At 51.6% G+C, this 18704-nt stretch carries 14 protein-coding genes; 7 read left to right on the top strand and 7 right to left on the bottom strand.

Annotated features, from left to right (window positions below; all coding sequences use genetic code 11):
* Positions 1–20: 20 nt before the first annotated feature.
* The 5 genes from D6024_RS00345 (at position 21) to D6024_RS00325 (ending at position 5841) form a co-directional block, all read left to right on the top strand.
* Entirely contained in the window at positions 21–1547 is a 1527-nt protein-coding gene (locus D6024_RS00345; protein WP_121352126.1) for a sodium:solute symporter, read from the top strand.
* On the top strand, positions 1547–2188 hold the full coding sequence (locus D6024_RS00340; RefSeq protein ID WP_121352124.1) for an O-methyltransferase: 642 nt from the start codon (positions 1547–1549) through the stop codon (positions 2186–2188). Before D6024_RS00345 ends, D6024_RS00340 begins: the two co-directional genes overlap by 1 nt.
* Positions 2189–2292: 104 nt before the next feature.
* Positions 2293–3504 (top strand): glucosaminidase domain-containing protein, encoded by a 1212-nt coding sequence (locus D6024_RS00335; protein WP_121352122.1) that lies wholly within the window; start codon positions 2293–2295, stop codon positions 3502–3504.
* Complete coding sequence (gene hpt, locus D6024_RS00330; RefSeq protein WP_121352120.1) at positions 3505–4047, top strand: hypoxanthine phosphoribosyltransferase; 543 nt, start codon at positions 3505–3507, stop codon at positions 4045–4047.
* A 42-nt stretch (positions 4048–4089) separates the two neighbouring features.
* On the top strand, positions 4090–5841 hold the full coding sequence (locus tag D6024_RS00325) for a vWA domain-containing protein (protein WP_162944439.1): 1752 nt from the start codon (positions 4090–4092) through the stop codon (positions 5839–5841).
* Positions 5842–5882: 41 nt separating this feature from the next.
* On the opposite strand, the gene dnaJ is transcribed toward D6024_RS00325, so the two are convergent.
* Together dnaJ and D6024_RS00315 are read right to left on the bottom strand one after the other, a co-directional pair.
* Positions 5883–7040 carry a molecular chaperone DnaJ gene (dnaJ, locus tag D6024_RS00320; protein WP_121352117.1) on the bottom strand — a complete coding sequence of 386 codons (1158 nt, stop codon included), beginning with the start codon at positions 7038–7040 and terminating at the stop codon, positions 5883–5885.
* 153 nt (positions 7041–7193) lie between these two features.
* Positions 7194–7757, bottom strand: coding sequence for a nucleotide exchange factor GrpE (locus D6024_RS00315; protein ID WP_240409889.1), 564 nt, complete (start codon positions 7755–7757; stop codon positions 7194–7196).
* A gap of 177 nt (positions 7758–7934) precedes the next feature.
* Between D6024_RS00315 and D6024_RS00310 the strand changes: the two genes are divergently transcribed.
* On the top strand, positions 7935–9110 hold the full coding sequence (locus D6024_RS00310; RefSeq protein ID WP_121352115.1) for a class I SAM-dependent rRNA methyltransferase: 1176 nt from the start codon (positions 7935–7937) through the stop codon (positions 9108–9110).
* 122 nt (positions 9111–9232) lie between these two features.
* Here the strand turns inward: D6024_RS00310 and D6024_RS00305 are convergent, their stop codons facing one another.
* The 3 genes from D6024_RS00305 to D6024_RS00295 all read right to left on the bottom strand — a co-directional run bounded on the left by D6024_RS00305 (position 9233) and on the right by D6024_RS00295 (position 11141).
* Positions 9233–9574: a T9SS type A sorting domain-containing protein gene (locus tag D6024_RS00305; protein WP_121352113.1), complete on the bottom strand. Its 342-nt coding sequence runs from the start codon at positions 9572–9574 to the stop codon at positions 9233–9235.
* 95 nt (positions 9575–9669) lie between these two features.
* Positions 9670–10143: a redoxin domain-containing protein gene (locus D6024_RS00300; RefSeq protein WP_121352111.1), complete on the bottom strand. Its 474-nt coding sequence runs from the start codon at positions 10141–10143 to the stop codon at positions 9670–9672.
* Positions 10144–10202: 59 nt separating this feature from the next.
* Positions 10203–11141: a hydrogen peroxide-inducible genes activator gene (locus tag D6024_RS00295; RefSeq protein WP_121352110.1), complete on the bottom strand. Its 939-nt coding sequence runs from the start codon at positions 11139–11141 to the stop codon at positions 10203–10205.
* A 165-nt stretch (positions 11142–11306) separates the two neighbouring features.
* Between D6024_RS00295 and D6024_RS00290 the strand changes: the two genes are divergently transcribed.
* Positions 11307–12917: a catalase gene (locus tag D6024_RS00290; RefSeq protein WP_394338452.1), complete on the top strand. Its 1611-nt coding sequence runs from the start codon at positions 11307–11309 to the stop codon at positions 12915–12917.
* A 142-nt stretch (positions 12918–13059) separates the two neighbouring features.
* On the opposite strand, the gene D6024_RS00285 is transcribed toward D6024_RS00290, so the two are convergent.
* Together D6024_RS00285 and D6024_RS27490 are read right to left on the bottom strand one after the other, a co-directional pair.
* Positions 13060–14085 carry a PorP/SprF family type IX secretion system membrane protein gene (locus tag D6024_RS00285; protein WP_121353419.1) on the bottom strand — a complete coding sequence of 342 codons (1026 nt, stop codon included), beginning with the start codon at positions 14083–14085 and terminating at the stop codon, positions 13060–13062.
* A gap of 149 nt (positions 14086–14234) precedes the next feature.
* Positions 14235–18566 (bottom strand): PKD domain-containing protein, encoded by a 4332-nt coding sequence (locus tag D6024_RS27490; RefSeq protein ID WP_121352106.1) that lies wholly within the window; start codon positions 18564–18566, stop codon positions 14235–14237.
* Between the last annotated feature and the right edge of the window lie 138 nt (positions 18567–18704).

Raw genomic sequence — 18704 nt, 5'->3', positions numbered from 1 at the left:
GGTTTACAAAAAAATAATCTATGTCGCCAGCTTTGCTGTTTTCGTTTGTGATTGGGTATTTTGCCTTGCTGCTGTTGGTCGCTTATTTTACCTCCCGCAACGCCAATAACGAATCATTCTTCATCGGCAACAAGAGTTCCAACTGGATGGTGGTGGCATTTGGTATGATTGGTACTTCGCTGAGCGGCGTCACCTTCGTGAGTGTGCCGGGTGCGGTGGGCAAGCCCTTTGCCGGCGGCGGCTTCGAAGGGTTTACGTATTTCCAGGTGGTGATTGGCTATGTACTGGGCTACGTGGTGATTGCGTATGTGCTGCTGCCGCTTTACTATCGCCTCAACCTGACGTCGATCTACAATTACCTGAGCAACCGCATGGGCTTTTATTCGTACAAAACCGGGTCGGGGTTTTTCATCCTGTCCCGCACACTGGGTGCCACTGCCCGCCTGTACCTGGTGGTTGCCATTTTGCAGGATACGATCCTTTCGTCGTTTGGCGTACCATTTTGGGTGACAACGCTGGTGATCCTGCTGATGATCCTTTTGTATACGTACGAAGGGGGTGTGAAAACCATCGTGTGGACCGACATGCTGCAAACCAGTTGCATGCTGATCGGTCTAGTGATTTGCGTGATCTACATTTTGAAAACCCTCAACATCGGATTTGGCGAAGGCGTTAACCAGTTGAAGCAGGCACAATTCACCCGCATGTTCATTGCCGACCCCAACAGCAGCCTGTTCTTCTTGAAGCAATTGCTGGCCGGGGCCTTTATTACGATCACGATGACGGGCATGGACCAGGAGATGATGCAGAAAAACATCAGCGTCCGTACGTTGAAAGACTCGCAGAAAAACGTGCTGACCTTTGGCATCATCCAGGCATTGGTGGTGCTGCTGTTTCTGTTCCTCGGTGGGCTGCTCTACCTTTACGCTTCGCAAAACGGCATCACTGCCAGGCCCGACCGCATCTTTCCAACCATTGCACTCGGCACCGGCATCCCGGCGATCATTTCCGTTATTTTTATCATTGCGCTCATCTCGGCGCTTTTCCCCAGTGCCGACGGGGCCATCACCGCGCTGACTTCCTCGTTTTGCATCGACATTCTTGGACTAAAACGGAGAAGCGACTGGACCGATAAACAGAAAAACAAAGTGCGCAAAACCGTTCACCTTGTGTTTGCCGGTGTCTTTCTCCTGTTTGTGCTGATGTTTAAAGTGATCAACAATCCCAGTATGATCGGTGTGATCCTGAAAGTGGCCGGGTATACCTATGGACCTTTGCTGGGGCTGTTTTCATTCGGCATTCTCACCAATCGCCGTGTGAATGATAAGGCTGTTCCCTACATTGCCCTTACGGCCCCGCTGCTGTGCTTTTTCCTCGATAAGTTTCAAAAGGAGTTGTTTGGCAAGTTCGAGATCGGGCTGGAACTCATCATCATCAATGGGCTTTTGGTGTTTTTGGGTTTGCTGCTGGTTTCAAAACCAACGGACAAACAATTGCTGGCAAAAGAGAATCAAAGCGACCGTAGTTTTGAAGTTGAAAAACAATAATGGACATCGTACTTCCACAGGCGCAGGCCTATTCAGAAAACTACACATCACCTGAAGATGCGCTGCTGCATGAAGTAGCGGAGTATACGTACACGCATCACCAGCATGCGCACATGCTGAGCGGGCACCTGCAGGGAAAGTTTTTGGAGATGGTGAGTTGCATGATCCGGCCGCGACGGATATTGGAGATCGGCACCTTTACTGGTTACAGTGCTCTCTGCCTCGCAAAGGGCCTGCAGCCCGACGGGCAGTTGCACACGATCGAACTCCGCGACGAGGATGCCGCCAGGGCTAAAAGCTATTTTGACCGAAGTAATGATAAGGAAAAGATAATTTTACATATCGGTCATGCGTTGGATATCGTCGGTGAACTGGACGAACAGTGGGATTTGGTTTTTATTGATGCCGACAAGGAGAATTACAGCAACTATTTTCAACGAGTTTTCCCGCTCGTAAAACCAAACGGTTTTATTTTAGCGGACAATGTGCTCTTTCATGGTCAGGTGCTGGAAACGCCGGTCAGGGGGAAAAATGCAAAGGCCATCGAGGCTTTCAACAAAATGGTCAAGGCAAGAACCGATGTGGAAATGGTGATGCTTCCCCTGCGCGACGGACTGTACCTGATACGAAAGCTGCCCTAAACGTCAAACGAAAGACGTCAATTGGGAAACGCGTTTCTTACATAAGCAACATCGTTTCTGCTTTTGACCTGTTCATTGTTTAACCATAAGAAGAAAACACATCCATGAAAAAACTGCGAGTGGCACTGCTCCTCCTCGCTGCTACATGCAGCTCCTCCCTGTTTGCGCAATCCAGGGCGCAGATCGAAGCGTACATCGCTCAATTCAAAGACATCGCGATGGCCGAGATGGCACGCACGGGTGTGCCGGCTGCCATTACGCTGGCCCAGGGCATTCATGAAACCGGTGCCGGTACAAGTGACCTGGTATTGAAATCCAACAACCATTTTGGCATCAAGTGCAAAACCGAATGGGATGGTGAAAAAGTTTACCACGACGATGATGCTAAAGGCGAGTGTTTCCGCAAATACGATGATCCGTTTGTTTCCTACAAAGACCATTCGGATTTTTTGCGCAACCGCCCTTTTTATGCAGCCCTGTTCAAGCTGGACCCAACCGATTACGAGGCCTGGGCTTTCGGGTTGAAAAAAGCGGGTTATGCCACCAACCCGAAATACCCGCAAATCCTGATCAAACTGATTCAAGACTACAACCTGCAGGATTATACACTGATTGTTCTGGGCAAGAAAGAACGCAACGAAAACGATCCGGCCTGGACAAAAGCTTCAACCGAACAGCCGCGTGCCGTGACGGCGAAGAACAGCGAGGTGCCGGCGGTGAAACATAACTACCCGGCTGGCGTATTCACCATCAATGAAACCAAAGTAATTTTCATTACCAAAGGCACGTCTTACCTGAAAGTTGCCACCGAACAAAATATTTCCCTGGGCCGCCTGCTCGAGTTCAACGACCTGCAGGACGGGGATGTCGCCCGTGAGGATGGCCTGCTTTTCCTGCAGCGCAAACGCAAAACCGGTGCAAACGACACGCACATTGTGGCCGCCGGCGAAACCCTTTACCAGATAGCACAGGCCGAAGGCATCCGCCTGGAAAGCCTGCTCCGTTACAATTTTCTTACAGCCAACGTACAGGTACTGGCAGGGGAAAAGCTGTACCTGAGAGACAAGGCGCCTGCGATGCCCCGGCTGGCCGGTGAGCGGGTACAGGCAACAACGGTTTCAACCGAATCCTCCTATACAGCGAAAGAAGCACCCAAAGCATCGCTGGCCATTATGCACGTGGTGCAACCCAAAGACACGGTATACAGCATTGCTCGGAAATACGAAGTGGGTGTAGATGAAGTGAAGAAATGGAACGAAATGGAGACCACCGACCTGAAGATCGGACAGCAAATCAAGATCAATAAAACCCGCTAAATGTCGATTGTAACACTGCACGATAAATCCTTTACGATTTATTTATCCGAAGAAACCATCCAGCAGAAAGTGCGGGAACTGGCCGATGCCCTTAACCGGGAATATGCCGGCCGGCGTCCTCTCTTTATTGCCATCCTGAACGGCTCGTTTATGTTTGCTTCGGACATTTTCAAGCACCTCACCGTTGAGTCGGAGATTTGTTTTATCAAGCTGGCTTCATACCGCGGTACCAAATCCACTGGGCAGGTGATCACCGCTATCGGTCTCGACCAGGATTTGTACGACCGCGATGTGGTCATCCTGGAAGACATCGTGGATACCGGCAAAACGCTACACGAGTTTTTACCCCAGCTTCATCACCAGCAGCCCCGCTCTTTTGCCATTGTAACGTTGCTGCACAAGTCGGAAGCTACTAAATTCCCACTCTCGCTTGCCCACGTGGGCTTTGAAATTCCGGATAAATTCGTTGTGGGTTATGGTCTCGATTACGATGGCCTGGGCCGCAACCTCAAAGAAATCTACCAACTGGCGCCGGATGTTTGATACGGCGCTTTTTGTTTTGTACCTTTTGGCAGTTTAACTGTATTGAAGGGCACTATTCATATCGTCGTATTGCTGCTGTTGGGTCCTTTGTTTCCGTTTGCACAACCGTACTATATCAAGGGGGTGGTGAAAGACGAGGGCGGCACGCCGCTGCAAAATGTCACCATGCAATTGCAAAGCAGCGGGTATTTGTATCACAGCGGAAAAGATGGCGGTTTTGGTATCCCGACGCCGGGGAAAACCGATACGCTTACCCTTCTCCGCGAAGGATACGAAAAGGAGAAGCGGGAGATCCGCGCCGATGTTTTCAACGAAATCATTCTAAGGCAGGCACCGCAGGAAAAAACAACGGTAGCCGCCAAACTATCTTCGCTGGTGCAAAATGTGCCGAAAGAGCAGCTTTCCCTCCACGCGACCGGCAACGAAACCTATGCAGCCCTGGTGGAAAATGATTTTGTCAGCGCAGCCGAAAGGCCGTCAACCGCCATTACCCTGAATGTTGACAGGGCCTCGTACAGCAACATCCGCCGTTTTCTTTCGCTTTCTTCTGAAGTGCCGCCGGACGCCGTGCGGATCGAGGAAATGCTCAATTATTTCAACCTCTATTACAGCGAGCCCAAGGATGGTGCGACCTTTGGCATCGACGCCACGTTGACCGCCTGCCCCTGGAACCGGAACAATGCACTCCTGTTTGCGCAGGTCAATTCGAAAAAGATCGACCTGGATTTGGTACCGCAGAGTCACCTGGTTTTTCTCATCGATATTTCGGGCTCCATGGATTTTCCCAACCGCCTCCCGCTCCTGAAAAGCGGGTTCAAAGCGCTTGTGTCGCACCTGCGGCCCATCGATACGGTTTCCATCGTGGTGTACGGAGGTTCGGTTGGCGTGGCCCTTTTCCCCACCAGCGGCGCCGAAAAAACAAAAATTCTGAACACCATCGACAACCTGGAGCCGGGTGGTTCTACGCCGGGTGAGTCGGGCATCAAGCTGGCCTATAGCCTTGCACGGGCACATTTTATCCAGGGTGGAAACAACCGTGTGATCCTGGCAACTGACGGTGATTTCAACGTCGGAATCAAGCGGGAAGAAGAGTTGGAAGAAATGATCGATAAGGAACGCAAAGACGGTGTGTACCTGACCTGCCTGGGGGTGGGAATGGGCAATTATAAAGACTCGAAGATTCAGTCGCTGGCGCAGCGGGGCAACGGGAACTTTGCTTATCTAGACAGCTATATTGAAATGGAAAAAGTGCTGCTGAAAGAATTTTTGCAAACCCTGCACACCGTGGCAGACGATGCATCGCTGACGGTTCATTTCAATCCTGCCTATGTGAAAGAATACCGGGTGATCGGTTTCGATAACAAGGTGAGTGCTCTCAGTGATTCTGCCGCCACGCTGCTGGGAGGAGAGATCGGCCCGGGCTATTCTATGCTTGCCGCCTTCGAGATTGTACCTGCACAAAGTGTAAAGGAAGGTGTCGTCAGCCCGGTGGATTTTACGTTGCAATACAAGCATCCGGACCTGCACGTGGAAAACGAGTTGGCTGACCGCCCTGCATTGACCTACACGCCATTCGCCGAGCTTGCCCCTTCCGACAGGTTTGCCGCGGCTGTGGTGCTTTTCGGGTCGTTGTTGCGCAGTTCTCCTTATGTCAAGAACACTTCCTGGAACGACGTGCTGACCATTGCCCGGCCGGCCGTAAATCCGAATAATTTTTCACAGGTGGAATTTCTGCGGCTGGTAGAGCTGGCCAAAAAAATTTACGGCACAAAAAAACGGAAACCGGAAGACTAAGGGTTGCTTCCGGTTTCCGTTTTGTTCGGTGCGGTCATACGTTACGAGAACATTTCCCGCATTTTATCGAAGAATGATTTTTCGCTTTTGTCCGGCGCCGGTTTGAAGTTGGGCGAATTCGCCAGCTTTTCCAGGGTAGACTTTTCCTCCGACGACACATGCTGCGGCGTCCACACATTCACATGCACCAGTTGGTCGCCTTTTTCGTAGCTGTTTACAGCAGGGAAGCCCTTGCCTTTCAGGCGGAAGATCTTGCCGCTTTGCGTGCCCGGCGGGATCTTGATCTTGGCCCGTCCATCGATGGTGGGCACTTCCAGTTGGGTTCCGAAAACGGCATCCGGAAACGAAATGTGCAGTTCGTATACTACGTTCAATCCTTCCCGCTGCAGTTCCTTGTGCGCCTCTTCCTCGATCAGGATAATGAGGTCGCCGGGCGAGCCACCGCGTTCGCCGGCATTTCCGCGTCCGCTGATATTGAGCTGCATGCCTTCCTGTACGCCGGCCGGGATGTCGATGTTGACGGTTTCTTCGCCATACACCCGTCCTTCGCCTTTACAGCTTCCGCATTTTGCCGTGATGGTGCTGCCTTCGCCATTACAGGTCGGGCAGGTGGTTACGGTTTGCATTTGACCCAGGAAGGTGTTGGTTACCCGCCGTACCTGGCCGCTTCCGCCACAGGTTCCGCAGGTTTGTACGCTGCTTTTATCCTTGGCACCGCTGCCGCTGCACGTGGTGCAGGGAACGTATTTCTTCACCTTGATGTTCTTGGTAACGCCTTTGGCAATTTCTTCATACGTCAGCTTCAGTTTGATGCGCAGGTTGCTGCCGCGAACCCCGCGGGCACGCTGGCCTCCGCCGCTGCGCCGGCCACCACCGCCACCGCCAAAAAAAGAACCGAAAATGTCTTCGCCAAAGATGTCGCCAAACTGGCTGAAGATGTCTTCCATATTGCCATGGCCGGCACGGCCGTTGCCGCTAACGCCGGCATGCCCAAACCGGTCGTACTGCGAACGCTTATCGGTGTCGCTCAGCACTTCGTAGGCCTCAGCCGCTTCCTTGAATTTTTCCTCGGCCGATTTGTCTCCCGGGTTGCGGTCGGGGTGATACTGCATGGCCACTTTGCGGTAAGCTTTTTTGATCTCATCCGCCGCTGCGCCTTTGCTGACACCTAGTATCTCATAATAGTCTCTTTTCGACATGTTGTTGTTTCCTCTTTAGTCGTTCGGCCTCGTGCCGAACCTGGTGTATGCGACGCCACGAGAGCGTCATTAGTATCCCGTTGCCGGTTCACCTTACGGCTTTTTTTTAAAGAAATTTTTTATGGTTTGAAAGCCTTGGGCTTTCTGATTCCTTCACCGGCCCACTACCACTTTGGCGTGGCGAATGATTTTATCCTGCAGGTAATAGCCTTTCTGCACTTCGGCCACGACTTTGCCTTTCATGTCTTCACCGGCATCGATCTCCGTCACCGCATCGTGCAGATCGGGGTCGAATTCTGTGCCCACAGCATCCATCGGCTTCAGGCCTTTTGCCGTCAGCGTATTGCGAAATTTATTAAAAACCAGGTTTACCCCTTCTTTGATTTGGGCAATGTCATCTGTTTTTTCCAGTTGCTCCTGAGCCCTGTTGCTGTCGTCCAGTACGTCCAACAGATCTTTGATCAGGTCTTTGCTCGCCGTTTGGATCAGTTCCACTCTTTCCTTGGCCGTGCGGCGGCGGAAGTTATCGAATTCGGCAGCCTGCCGCAGGTATTTGTCGTTCAATTGCGCAATTTGTTCTTTCAGCGTTTCTGTTTCGGATTCTTCCGCAACAGGTTCGTTCAAATGCTGGTTACCGTCCACGTTTTCATCGGCATTGATGTTGAATCCGTTGTTTTCTGTTTCCATGCTCTTGTCCTGCATTTCTGGTTTATTCATGGTCGAAAAAATTGAAGTGCAAAGGTAGGTTTCAAGAACGTTGCCAATGCCTACGAAAAGGACAAAATGTCTTTTAATTTGAAAATGTGTTAATATGAAAATTCGAAAATGCAGGACACGGAGCGCCTTAACCGACATTTTCGCATTTTCACATGTTCAAATTAGTAGCTTGCGCCCATGAAGAAAGTTCACCTGAAGCGGAAGATCGCCCAACGGATAGCAGGCGGCCACCCCTGGATTTTTGCCAACGAAGTGGAAAAAGTGGAGGGAAGCCCCGAAGCCGGCAGCATTGTGGAGGTTTATTTTCACGACGGGAAATTTGTGGGCAAAGGCTATTTCAACCCGCAGTCGCAGATCATGGTGCGGCTGCTGACCTGGGACAAAAAGACCGAGATCAACGAAGCCTATTTCCTGGAGAAGATCCGGGAATGCTGGGCCTATAAAAAACAGATCGGTTATGAAGAAAACTGCCGCCTGGTATTTGGCGAAGCCGATGGCCTGCCGCAGTTGATTATTGACAAGTTCAACGACTATTTCGTTATTCAAACCCTGGCACTGGGTATCGACGTATGGAAACCGGCGCTGGTAAAAGCCCTGCAGACTGTTTTCAAGCCCAAAGGCATTTACGAACGCAACGATGTGCCGGTACGGGAACTGGAAGGCCTGCCGCAGCAAAAAGGCGTTTTGTCAGAACCTTTCGATCCCAAAATCATCATTAACGAAAATGGCTTAAAGTTCCATGTGGACCTGGAGAACGGCCAGAAGACCGGCTATTTCCTGGACCAGCAGGACAACCGTCGGGCCATTCAACACATTGTCAAAGGAGCCGACGTATTGGGTGCCTTTACGTATACCGGCACGTTTGAGATCCACGCGGCGCATTACGGTGCCAAATCAGTTTTAGGCATCGATATTTCTGAAAATGCCGTGGCCCAGGCCAACCGAAATGCGGAACTAAACGGGTTGCAACACATCGTGAAGTTTGAAACCGCCAATGCTTTTGACGTGCTGAAGCAATGGGGAAAGGAAGAGGGCCGGCGTTATGACGTGGTCATGCTCGATCCGCCGGCTTTTACCAAGAGCCGCGCCACTATTCAGAAAGCGATCACCGGGTATAAAGAGATCAATCTTCGCGGGATGAAGCTGGTGAAGCCGGGCGGATTCCTGGTTACATCGAGTTGCACCAACCTTGTGCAGCCCGAACTTTTTCTTCAGATCATCGACATGGCCGCCAAAGATGCCCGTCGCAAACTGCGGCAGGTCACCTTCCAGGCCCAGTCGTCCGACCACCCCATTATCTGGAACATGGAGAATACCAATTACCTGAAATTTTTGATTGTGCAGGTTGTCTGAACCGGGATGAATGGGATTTATGGGATAAAAAAAAGTCGCTCTGTTAAAGAACGACTTTCTTTTTTTAAATGATTTTATATCCTTTTATCCGATGCGTCTCTCAAATCCCGGTTCAGAGACAATTATTTCGCTACCTGGAACTTTCCTGATTCCACCATGCGGCCACTGCGGTCGCGGAGCTGGTAGATATAAATCCCACGGCTGAAATCGGCAAGGTTCACACTCATGCGTTCCGGCATGTTGGTTAGTTCAAACATTTTCCGGCCGAGGATGGCATTGAAAATCTGGATAGAATAGCCCTGCTCGTAATCTTTTTGAAAATCAAAACTGATCGAAGAGGATGCCGGATTGGGGAAAAATCGCACAATAGAAGCCTGCATGCCCGAAAGGGGGAGGGGCTTGTTTTGTGCTTTTGTCGCGAGTGTCCCTGCAAACAGGGACAGTATAAGTAAAAATTTCTTCAAATACTGGCTTTTTAGGATTTGTGATCGGAGTACAAGTATACTCCAAGAATAGGAAAATACAAAGGTCTTGCCGAAAAATGGCAATAAAATGTAAACTACAACGTTAAGGCCGCCAGCTTTTCGCGGATGGCGGCAAAGTCGGGTTGCTCGCCAGCATTCTCCAATACCTCCGCATACTGCACGACTCCGTTTTTATCAATGATAAAAGCCGACCGCTTGGAAACGCCCCGCATGCCAAATCCCCACTGCCCGTACAGGGAGCCGTAAGCTGCGGAGACTTCTTTGTTAAAGTCGCTGAGCAAATCAAAATTCAGTGCTTGCTCTTCTTTGAATTTTTTCAACGTGTACAACGAATCCACGGAGATGCCTATGGGCACTGCCTGCAGGCTTTCGTAAAGTTTAAAATTATCCCGTACCGAACAAAGTTCGGCCGTACAAACGGAAGTGAAGGCCAGCGGGAAAAAGAGCAGGAGCACATTGCTGCCTTTTTGTTCCGAAAGCGTGACCGGCTGTTTCTCGGTGTTGTACAGGGTGAAGCCTGGCGCGGGTTGACCGATTTCTATCTGCATGTTGTTGTTTTTTGTACGAACAGTTGTTCAGGAAAATGGTTGAAAGAAGTAAACCAAAGCTAGGAAGCGGCAATCACGTCGGTTTCTTCTTTTTGAGGAAGATACGCCTTCACTGCCTGCACAATGGATTTTTCCAGCACGTGCAGCAATCCTTTTTTTACAAAATGCCGGTAGGTAACAAGGCTGATTTCCCGCACCGGTACCGGCGGCTTGAAATGCCGCAGTTTTTCTTTGACTTTCTTCTCAAAATGGATCGTGGCCAGTTCCGGTACGATGGTAATGCCCCCGTTCATTTCGGTGATCTTCAGCAGGCTTTCGATACTGCCCGTTTCGTAGTCGAGATGATGCACGATGGCCTGCTGTTTCTGGATTTCGCAAAGGTTCAATACCTGCGACCGCAGGCAGTGGCCTTCTTCCAGGAGCCACAGCTTGTTGATGTCGATGTCTTCGGCAAGGATGTATTTCTTTTTCAGGCTCCGGTTGGTTTCTGCCACATATACTTTGAACTCCTCGTAAAACAGGTGTGTTTCCAAAAATCCTTTTTCCGACAGCGGCGTGGCCATGATCGCCACGTCCAGTTTGTCCGTAGACAGGAGACGCAGCAAATGCTCGGTGGTTTGTTCAACAATCTTTAGCTTGACCGCGGGGAATTTTTTCAAAAACGCCGTGAGGAAAAGCGGCAGCAGGTAGGGAGCCACGGTCGGAATGACGCCGATCCGCAGTTCGCCTGCAATGCCCGACTTGGCCTCTTTGGAAAGCAGTTTCAGTTGTTGCGTTTCTTTTAAAATCACCCGGGCCTGTTCGATGATGGCCTTGCCTGTTTCGGTGGGTACAACAGGCTGCTTGCTGCGATCGAAGAGGATCACGTCGAGTTCCTGCTCCAGCTTTTTGATCATCATACTCAGGGTGGCCTGTGTGACAAAGCACTGCTCGGCCGCCTTTTCAAAGTGACGGTGCGTGTCGACGGCTACAATGTATTCGAGTTGCTGCAAGTTCATCTCATAGATAATATCAATAAAAGTATAGAAAGATTTGTTTTTGTCTATACGTTTATTCGGTGACTTTTGTCAGCATGCAAGCAATTGCACTTCGGTAGATTTATCGAGGCAGCGTGGCTGCGGAACAAAACCTTTTTTCGTTAACCATTCAAACGAAATTTTATGATCACAGAACAAAACAACGGCAACGGCAAACAAGGCAACGGCCAGGGCCAGGAACCTGCTTTCCTGACCACCCGGCAGGGGCATCCTGTTACCGATAACCAGAATTTGCGCACCGTCGGCAACCGGGGGCCGGCAACGCTCGAGAACTACCAGTTCCTGGAAAAAATGTCGCACTTCGACCGGGAGCGGGTCCCGGAGCGTGTTGTGCATGCAAGGGGAGCCGGCGCCCACGGCGTGTTTGAAGCCTACGGCACCGTTGGCGGCGAGCCCATTTCGAAATACACCCGTGCGAAATTGTTCCAGGAAAAAGGAAAACAAACGCCGGTATTTGTGCGTTTTTCCACGGTTGGACACGGCGGCCACTCACCGGAAACCCTGCGGGATCCCCGCGGTTTTGCAGTGAAGTTTTATACCGAGGATGGCAACTGGGACCTGGTGGGCAACAACCTGAAAATATTTTTCATCCGGGATGCGTTGAAATTCCCTGACCTGATTCACTCGCAAAAGCCCGACCCGGTAACCAACATCCAAAGCGGCGAACGCATTTTTGATTTCATCAGCAATACACCCGAATCCACGCACATGGCCACCTTCCTGTTTTCGCCCTGGGGCATCCCGGCCAACTACCGCCAGATGCAGGGCTCCGGTGTGAACACGTACAAATGGGTCAATAAAGACGGAGTAGCTGTGCTGGTGAAATATCATTGGGAACCGTTGCAGGGAATCAAAAATTTGACGCAGGAACAAGCGGCGGAAATCCAGGCCAAGAATTTCAACCACGCCACGCAGGACCTGTACGAGGCCATTGAAAGAGGCGACTACCCGCAGTGGGAATTGTTGGTGCAGATCATGGAAGACCACGATCATCCCGAACTGGACTTTGATCCGCTGGACGATACCAAGCTATGGCCAAAAGACCAGTTCCCCTGGTTGCCGGTGGGTAAAATGACCCTGAACCGGAACCCGGTCAACTATTTTGCCGAAGTGGAACTGGCAGCCTTCGGCACCGGTGTGCTGGTGGACGGATTGGATTTCTCCGATGACAAAATGCTGCAGGGAAGAACCTTCTCGTACTCTGATACGCAGCGGTACCGGATTGGCACCAATTATTTGCAATTGCCCATCAATGCACCGCGTTGCAAAGTAGCCACCAACCAACGCGACGGCCAGATGGCCTATCACCAGGACCTTGTTCCGGGAGTGAACCCGCACGTCAACTACGAGCCGTCAAGCCTTGGCGGATTAAAGGAAGCGCCGAAAGCCGGGAAGGATTACGAACCGCTGTACAATGCAAGACTGGTTCGCCAAAAAATCGATCGCAAAAACGATTTTAAACAGGCCGGAGAAACCTACCGCAATTTCGAAGATTGGGAACGCGATGAACTGATCAGCAACCTGGTGAATACCCTGGCCAATGCCAACAAAATCATCCAGGATAAAATGATCGAGAACTTCACCAAAGCCGATGCCGATTACGGCCGCCGCGTGGCTGAAGGCTTGAAAAGCAAACAGAAAAATGCCGGTGAAGTGGGTGCTCCTTCCGGCGCTACCCAAACCGAAGAAGGTGTGCAGCAGGCAAGAGAAGTTTCGCAGGAAGCAAAGCCGTATTAGTGAATCGATGATGGCGTAACGCTGACGGATGACAGCCCCTAAGTTAGATGAGGCACCTGGTAAGGATGAATATTAAACAGGCGATCGATCAGGAAGAACAAATGACGGAAAGGTGCTGTCATCCGTCTTCTGCCATCTGCTATTAAAATTTCGGGCACACTACCGCGTTCAGCGTTGAGTTATCGCGGTCGGTAAAACCAACATACGAAAGGCCCAGTTCAAATCCTCCGCGACCGTAAGAAGACGACCGCAGTTGCGAAATGTTGACGTCGTAACTCACCGAAAACGAAAACGGGTTGTAATCCATTTTGAGCACCGGGATCAGCGCATCGTTCACCCGGAAAAAAGCGCCGCCATGCAGGGTGTATTTCGGGTTGTCCAGGTCGTCGCCCAGCTTCACGCCATACAAGGCGCCTACAATACTTTCTTTATAGCCTCCCTGGAAAGACTGGTTGGCCTGGATGGTAATGTAACTCGCATCGGCCACGGCAAACCGGATGCCCGCTGAAATGTCTGCCTTCGGCGATAGTTCCACCGAGGGGTCTTTGTACACCGAGTTTTTGGGTTTGTTGAAATGGTGGTAGGCAACGCCGACGTAAAAATTGTTTTCGGGGTTGGCATTCAATTGCGCATTGTAGCTCATGCCGGCTGATGCATCCCAGTAACTGTATTTGGGTTGTAAAAAGGTTTCGCCATCGCCGTTTCCGTCGTACATGGTGTTGGTGGTCATGCGGCTCCGGTCGAACCGGTTCTGCACCCAACCGCCCATAAAGCCAACCGACAGGTATTTGGTTCTTTCTTCACTCAGCGATTTATGGTAATTCAACGCCGGCAACACATGTGTCGTCACCCACGATACGGCGCCGGCACGATCCTGCAGCAACTGGAGGCCGGCCGTTACAAAATCATTTCCCTTGCCAACCGGCATTTTATATTCGCCGTTGACCGAAGCTGTCTTGTAGGCCGTTGTCACGCTGTTCCATTGGTCGCGATACACCATCTGCACCCGGATGTCGCCGGAGAAAATGCCGGCCAGCGAGGGGTTGCGCAAGAGTGGCGCTTCGAAAAACTGCGAAAAATGGATGTCCTGCGAAAAGCAAGCCGCCGAAAGCTGCACGCAGCAAATAAGGGCGAGAAGACGTAAACCGGTTGCACGCAAATATTTCATGGCCATCAAGTTGGTGTTTCTGCAGAAGTTTTGTCAACTTCTGTTTCATTGTTGTTTACGGCTGCTCATAGGAATTCAGGGCAGGACTTTTACAGGATTTTCGTTGATATTGGAGAGCTACTTACGCGATGGGGCCTGGCGTTTCCCGTTTACCGGATCAGCGCCACATTCCCTTCAAATGTAATCACCTGGCTATTGTCGCAAAAGATTTCCACCTGGTAAACATACACACCCGGTTCGGACTTGATGCCCTTGAAGGTGCCGTTCCATCCCATGGAAGGGTCGTTCACGCTAAAGTTAGTTCTTTCAAACACCACTTGTCCCCAGCGGTTGAAAATCCGCAGGGTCTTGACCCGGCTCAGGCCTTTGCCCCGCACATAAAACACGTCGTTGCTGCCATCGCCGTTGGGGGAGAAGGTGTTGGGGACAAAAACATTGTCGTTGTTGCACAACACGATCACCTGCACTTCGCCGGTATTGCGGCAGCCGTTCCTGTCCACAAACGTCACGTTGTATTTGGTATTCAGCTTCGGTGCGGCCATGGGTTGCGGGCAGGTGGTACAGCTCAGGCCTTCCGGCAGGTTCCACTGGTACGATTGCATCACATCCGAGTAAACGGCAGGGATCAGCACAGGCGATGCCTGTTTGGTCGTGATCACCGAGGGGAGCGTAACCGAAGGCAGGGGGTTGACGAGAATGTTCCGCGTTGTCATTGCCTGGCAACCGCTGCTGTTGATTGCCATGGCCTGAACGGTAAAGTTTCCCGCCGTTCTGTAGACCTGGCGGGGTGGCATTTGAAGGGCGGAGCTTCGGCCGTTGGGGAACTGCCATGTCCACTTCACCAGCGATGTGTCGGGGCGGGAATACAGCCCCAGGTGCGCCATGCCTTCGCCGACACAGACCACCGAGTCGCCACCGATCACGATCGATGGCGAGGCTACCACTTTGAGGGGATAGAAGCGGAAGGTATCCACACAGTTGTTCTGGGTTACTACACTGAGCGAAACCGTGTAGCTGCCCGGTTGAGCAAACAGGTGCGAAGGCGCTGTTGCAGACGATGTTGCACCATCGCCGAAATTCCAGGTATAAGATGTAATCGGATTGTTGAAGGTGGTAGAATCGATAAACTGCACCATGCCACTGTCGCATAGGAGTTGCCTGTCCATTCCGAATTTGGCCGTCGCGCCTTTGATCCGGATCGTTTCGGTGCCGGTCACGGGTATCACGCATCCCGCCGTATCCCGCATAATGACTTTAGGAATAAAATCGCCAAACGACAGGTAGGTATGGCGGGAAAGTGTGTCATCGCTGCTCACGATGGTGCCATCGCCATAGTCCCACACGTAACTCATTTTTTGAGGGCTGTGTGCCTGCAGGTCGACGTTCAGGGGTTTGCAGCCGTTCAGCGGCAGGTAGTTTAGTTTCGCATCGGCCGCATTGTACACGGTAATATTTTTTGCAGCCGTGTCTGTGCAGCCGCCGGGACTTGTTACAACCAGCGTGGTTTTGTAAACGCCCGGTTCGGTGTAATACTGGGTCGGATTGGGCGCCGTGCTGGTGCCCCCATTCAGGTCCCACACCTGCTGAATGTAATTGCTTGACGTGTTGGTGTACTGAACCTTGAACGGTAAACAGGAACTGGCAGTGTTGCTTACGGAAAAGGAAGCCTGCGGGCTTTTGACCGTAATGTAGGCGTTGCGGCTCAGCGAATCGGTACAGCCATTGCCATCGTTGATCGTGAGCTTGACCGTGTAAACGCCATCGGTCTTGTAGGCTATGACGGGGTTCTGATCAACAGCACTGCTGCCGTCGCCAAAACTCCAGCGACTGGTGTAGGCAGCAGGAACTTTGGACAAATTCGAAAACGAAATTTTCGAACCCGGGCAAGTGATCGTGTCGGCCGCAACAAAATCTGCAATGATGCCTTCTTTTTTCACCAGCAGCGGAAGCGCAGTCTGGTCGGTGCATCCGGCCGTATCGGTAACCAGCAGGCGGATGCTGAACGAATCGATGGTAGAATACAAGTGACGCACCGGGCCTGGTGTGGTGGTGTCGATTACAGTGCCATCACCAAGATTCCACTGCCAGCGGACGATTTTACTTTGCCCGTCGCCAGTCGAAGCATCGGTAAGGGTCACATTCGATCCCCGGCAATTAACCAGATTGGCCAGCCGGAACATGGCGGTGGGGCCGTTGATTTTAACCGCGTTTGGCTTTGCCACGGTGTCCACGCAGCCATTGATATCGGTGATGATCATGCTTACCGTGTAGTATCCCGATTTCGTATACACTGTGCTGGCCGTGGTACCAGAGTCAATCGGGTTGCCGTTTCCGTAATCCCACGCATACCGGACAATATTGGCCGAGTCGCTTAGATCAGCCGCAAACGAAACCGTGCCGCCTTTGCACACGGAGGCCGGTGAAATGGTGAAGTCCGGTTTGACGCTTGATGTAACATGAACCACTTTGGTGGTAATGTGATAACAAGAGGACGTTCCGGCAAGCAATTGAACGGTATAGGTGCCGTCTTTGGGATAAATATGAACCGGGTTTTGTTCGTAGGAAATCTCGCCGTCACCAAATTTCCACTGCCAGTAGGTTGCACCCAGCGACTCGTCTTTGAACGTGCACAGCGGTTTGTAATTACAATCGGTTGTATAGCTAAAACGGGCAATGGGCGGCTTGATCCGGATTTGCTGGGGAAATAAAAGCGTGTCGGCGCAGCCCTGTCTTTCCACGATCACATGTACCGTGAAGGTGCCGGTGTCGTTGTACTGGTAAAGCGGGTTGGGGTTGGTGGAGTGTCCGCCATCGCCAAAGTCCCAGTTCCACGAGGTGGGATCGCTGGCATAGGTGCTGAAAAAGACTTCCTGGAAGGCACAAAACTCATCGGGCACGCGACTGAAATTGACCACCGGCTTTTGGCCCAGCGTCAGGGCTTCGGCCAGTGAATACGTTTCTTTGCAGCCGCTCGCTGTTGTGACGGTCAGGCTTACGGTATAAATTCCCTGTTCGGTATAAGTAAACGTGGGAGAAGCCTCGGTTGATGTTGTGCCTTCACCAAAATTCCACAAGTACGAAACGACTGGGTCGGAAGAATTGATCGTTGCGCTGAACGTATGGGTAAAGGGGGCGCAGCCTTTGGCAGGTAGGCCGTTAAAACTGATGGAAGGCTTGGCCAGTTTTACATAATCCGGCATCCGCACACTATCGGTGCAGCCGGCCGCATTGCTGGCCAGCAGCGTCACGGTATAGGAGCCATAGCCTGTATACGTATGTGTTGGCGAAATGTCGGTAGAGCTGCTGCCATCGCCAAAGTCCCAGCGGTAGCTTACCGCGTTGGATGATTTGTTTTGAAACGAAACCGTCAAGGGTGCCTGGCAACTTTCCGTTTTAGCAGAGGTGAATGCGGCCGTGGCGTTCGCTACCACCTGGATGTTTTTTGTCGCCGAATCGGTGCAGGCGCTGAAGTTTTGAACGAGTTTGACCGTGTACATGCCTGGCGAGGCAAACGATTTTACAGGGCTGACAGCCGTTGACGTCGTGCCGTCGCCAAAATCCCATTTTACCGACAGGGCCGAGTCGGAAGACGTATTGGTAAAACTGATGTTGTTGTTCGTGCAAACCGGGTCCGGCGCCGTAAAACTGCTGGTGGTGTTCCCCAGCGTCAGCAGGTTTTCTTTTCGCATCGTATCGCTGCAGCCACTGCTGTTTTGGGTGATCAGCGTAACCGTGTAGACACCTTGCTGCGTATAGGTATGCGATGGATTGATGTCGCTGGCTGTGGTGCCGTCACCGAAATCCCAGGTGTAACGCAAGACTCCTGAACCGCTGGAGGCATTGGTAAAATTCACCGTAATGGGAAGGCGGCATGCTGTGGATTTCTGTGCAGTGAAGTCGGCTTTGGCGCCGCCTGGTATTTTGATATAAGCCAGCTTCGTTGCCGTGCTCCAGCAGCCTTTGTCGTTGGTGACCTTGAGGGAAATCGAATACGAACCACTATATAAATACGTTCTTTGGGGATTTTGCTCGTTGGATTGTGTGCCGTCGCCAAGGTCCCAGGTCCAGGCGGTGTTGGTGGTTCCGGCGCTGGCTTTGGAAAGGTCGGTAAACTGCACGGGAAACGGAAAGCAGCCCACGGAATCGCTGGCGGCAAAACTGGCTTCTGGCTTATCGAAAACGGTAATGTAATTGGCCTGTGTCAGCGTCGTAGAGCCATTGGCGTTGGTGACCTTCAATGTTACGGTATAAGTGCCCGGTTGGAAGTAAGTCGTCGACGGGTTTTGAAGTGTTGACGAAGCGCCGTTGCCAAAATCCCAAACCCATGCTGTCGGCTTGCCACCCGATTGATCGGTAAAACTCACAACCAGCGGGGAACATCCCGAAGTGGCGGAAGCGGTAAATGACGGTGATGGTGCCTGCGCTTCGGCAACATTGGTGAGCCAAATACACACATAGGTTAGGAATAAAAATCTCAGCATCAAATTCTCGTTATACGCTTTGCAGTAAAGCGTGGGTTCGTTTTACATGTACGGTCGAGAAGTCCTAACAAAAATCATTCCCGGGAATTTTTGCACCACAACTTTCTTCGGCGTTTCGGTCTACCAGGCCTGGTTAAA

The organism is Flavisolibacter nicotianae (genome assembly GCF_003628535.1).
In the GTDB taxonomy this organism is placed as follows: domain Bacteria; phylum Bacteroidota; class Bacteroidia; order Chitinophagales; family Chitinophagaceae; genus Flavisolibacter; species Flavisolibacter nicotianae.
This window is presented reverse-complemented; position numbering and strand designations above follow the sequence as displayed.

What these genes read in the sequence shown, in the direction of transcription:
- D6024_RS00335 (WP_121352122.1), top strand. Translation starts at nt 2,293, where the DNA reads ATGAAAAAACTGCGAGTGGCACTGCTCCTCCTCGCTGCTACATGCAGC.
- D6024_RS00340 (WP_121352124.1), top strand. Translation starts at nt 1,547, where the DNA reads ATGGACATCGTACTTCCACAGGCGCAGGCCTATTCAGAAAACTACACA.
- dnaJ (WP_121352117.1), bottom strand. Translation starts at nt 7,040, where the DNA reads ATGTCGAAAAGAGACTATTATGAGATACTAGGTGTCAGCAAAGGCGCA.
- D6024_RS27490 (WP_121352106.1), bottom strand. Translation starts at nt 18,566, where the DNA reads ATGCTGAGATTTTTATTCCTAACCTATGTGTGTATTTGGCTCACCAAT.
- D6024_RS00345 (WP_121352126.1), top strand. Translation starts at nt 21, where the DNA reads ATGTCGCCAGCTTTGCTGTTTTCGTTTGTGATTGGGTATTTTGCCTTG.
- D6024_RS00295 (WP_121352110.1), bottom strand. Translation starts at nt 11,141, where the DNA reads ATGAACTTGCAGCAACTCGAATACATTGTAGCCGTCGACACGCACCGT.
- D6024_RS00300 (WP_121352111.1), bottom strand. Translation starts at nt 10,143, where the DNA reads ATGCAGATAGAAATCGGTCAACCCGCGCCAGGCTTCACCCTGTACAAC.
- D6024_RS00285 (WP_121353419.1), bottom strand. Translation starts at nt 14,085, where the DNA reads ATGAAATATTTGCGTGCAACCGGTTTACGTCTTCTCGCCCTTATTTGC.
- D6024_RS00315 (WP_240409889.1), bottom strand. Translation starts at nt 7,757, where the DNA reads ATGAATAAACCAGAAATGCAGGACAAGAGCATGGAAACAGAAAACAAC.
- hpt (WP_121352120.1), top strand. Translation starts at nt 3,505, where the DNA reads ATGTCGATTGTAACACTGCACGATAAATCCTTTACGATTTATTTATCC.
- D6024_RS00310 (WP_121352115.1), top strand. Translation starts at nt 7,935, where the DNA reads ATGAAGAAAGTTCACCTGAAGCGGAAGATCGCCCAACGGATAGCAGGC.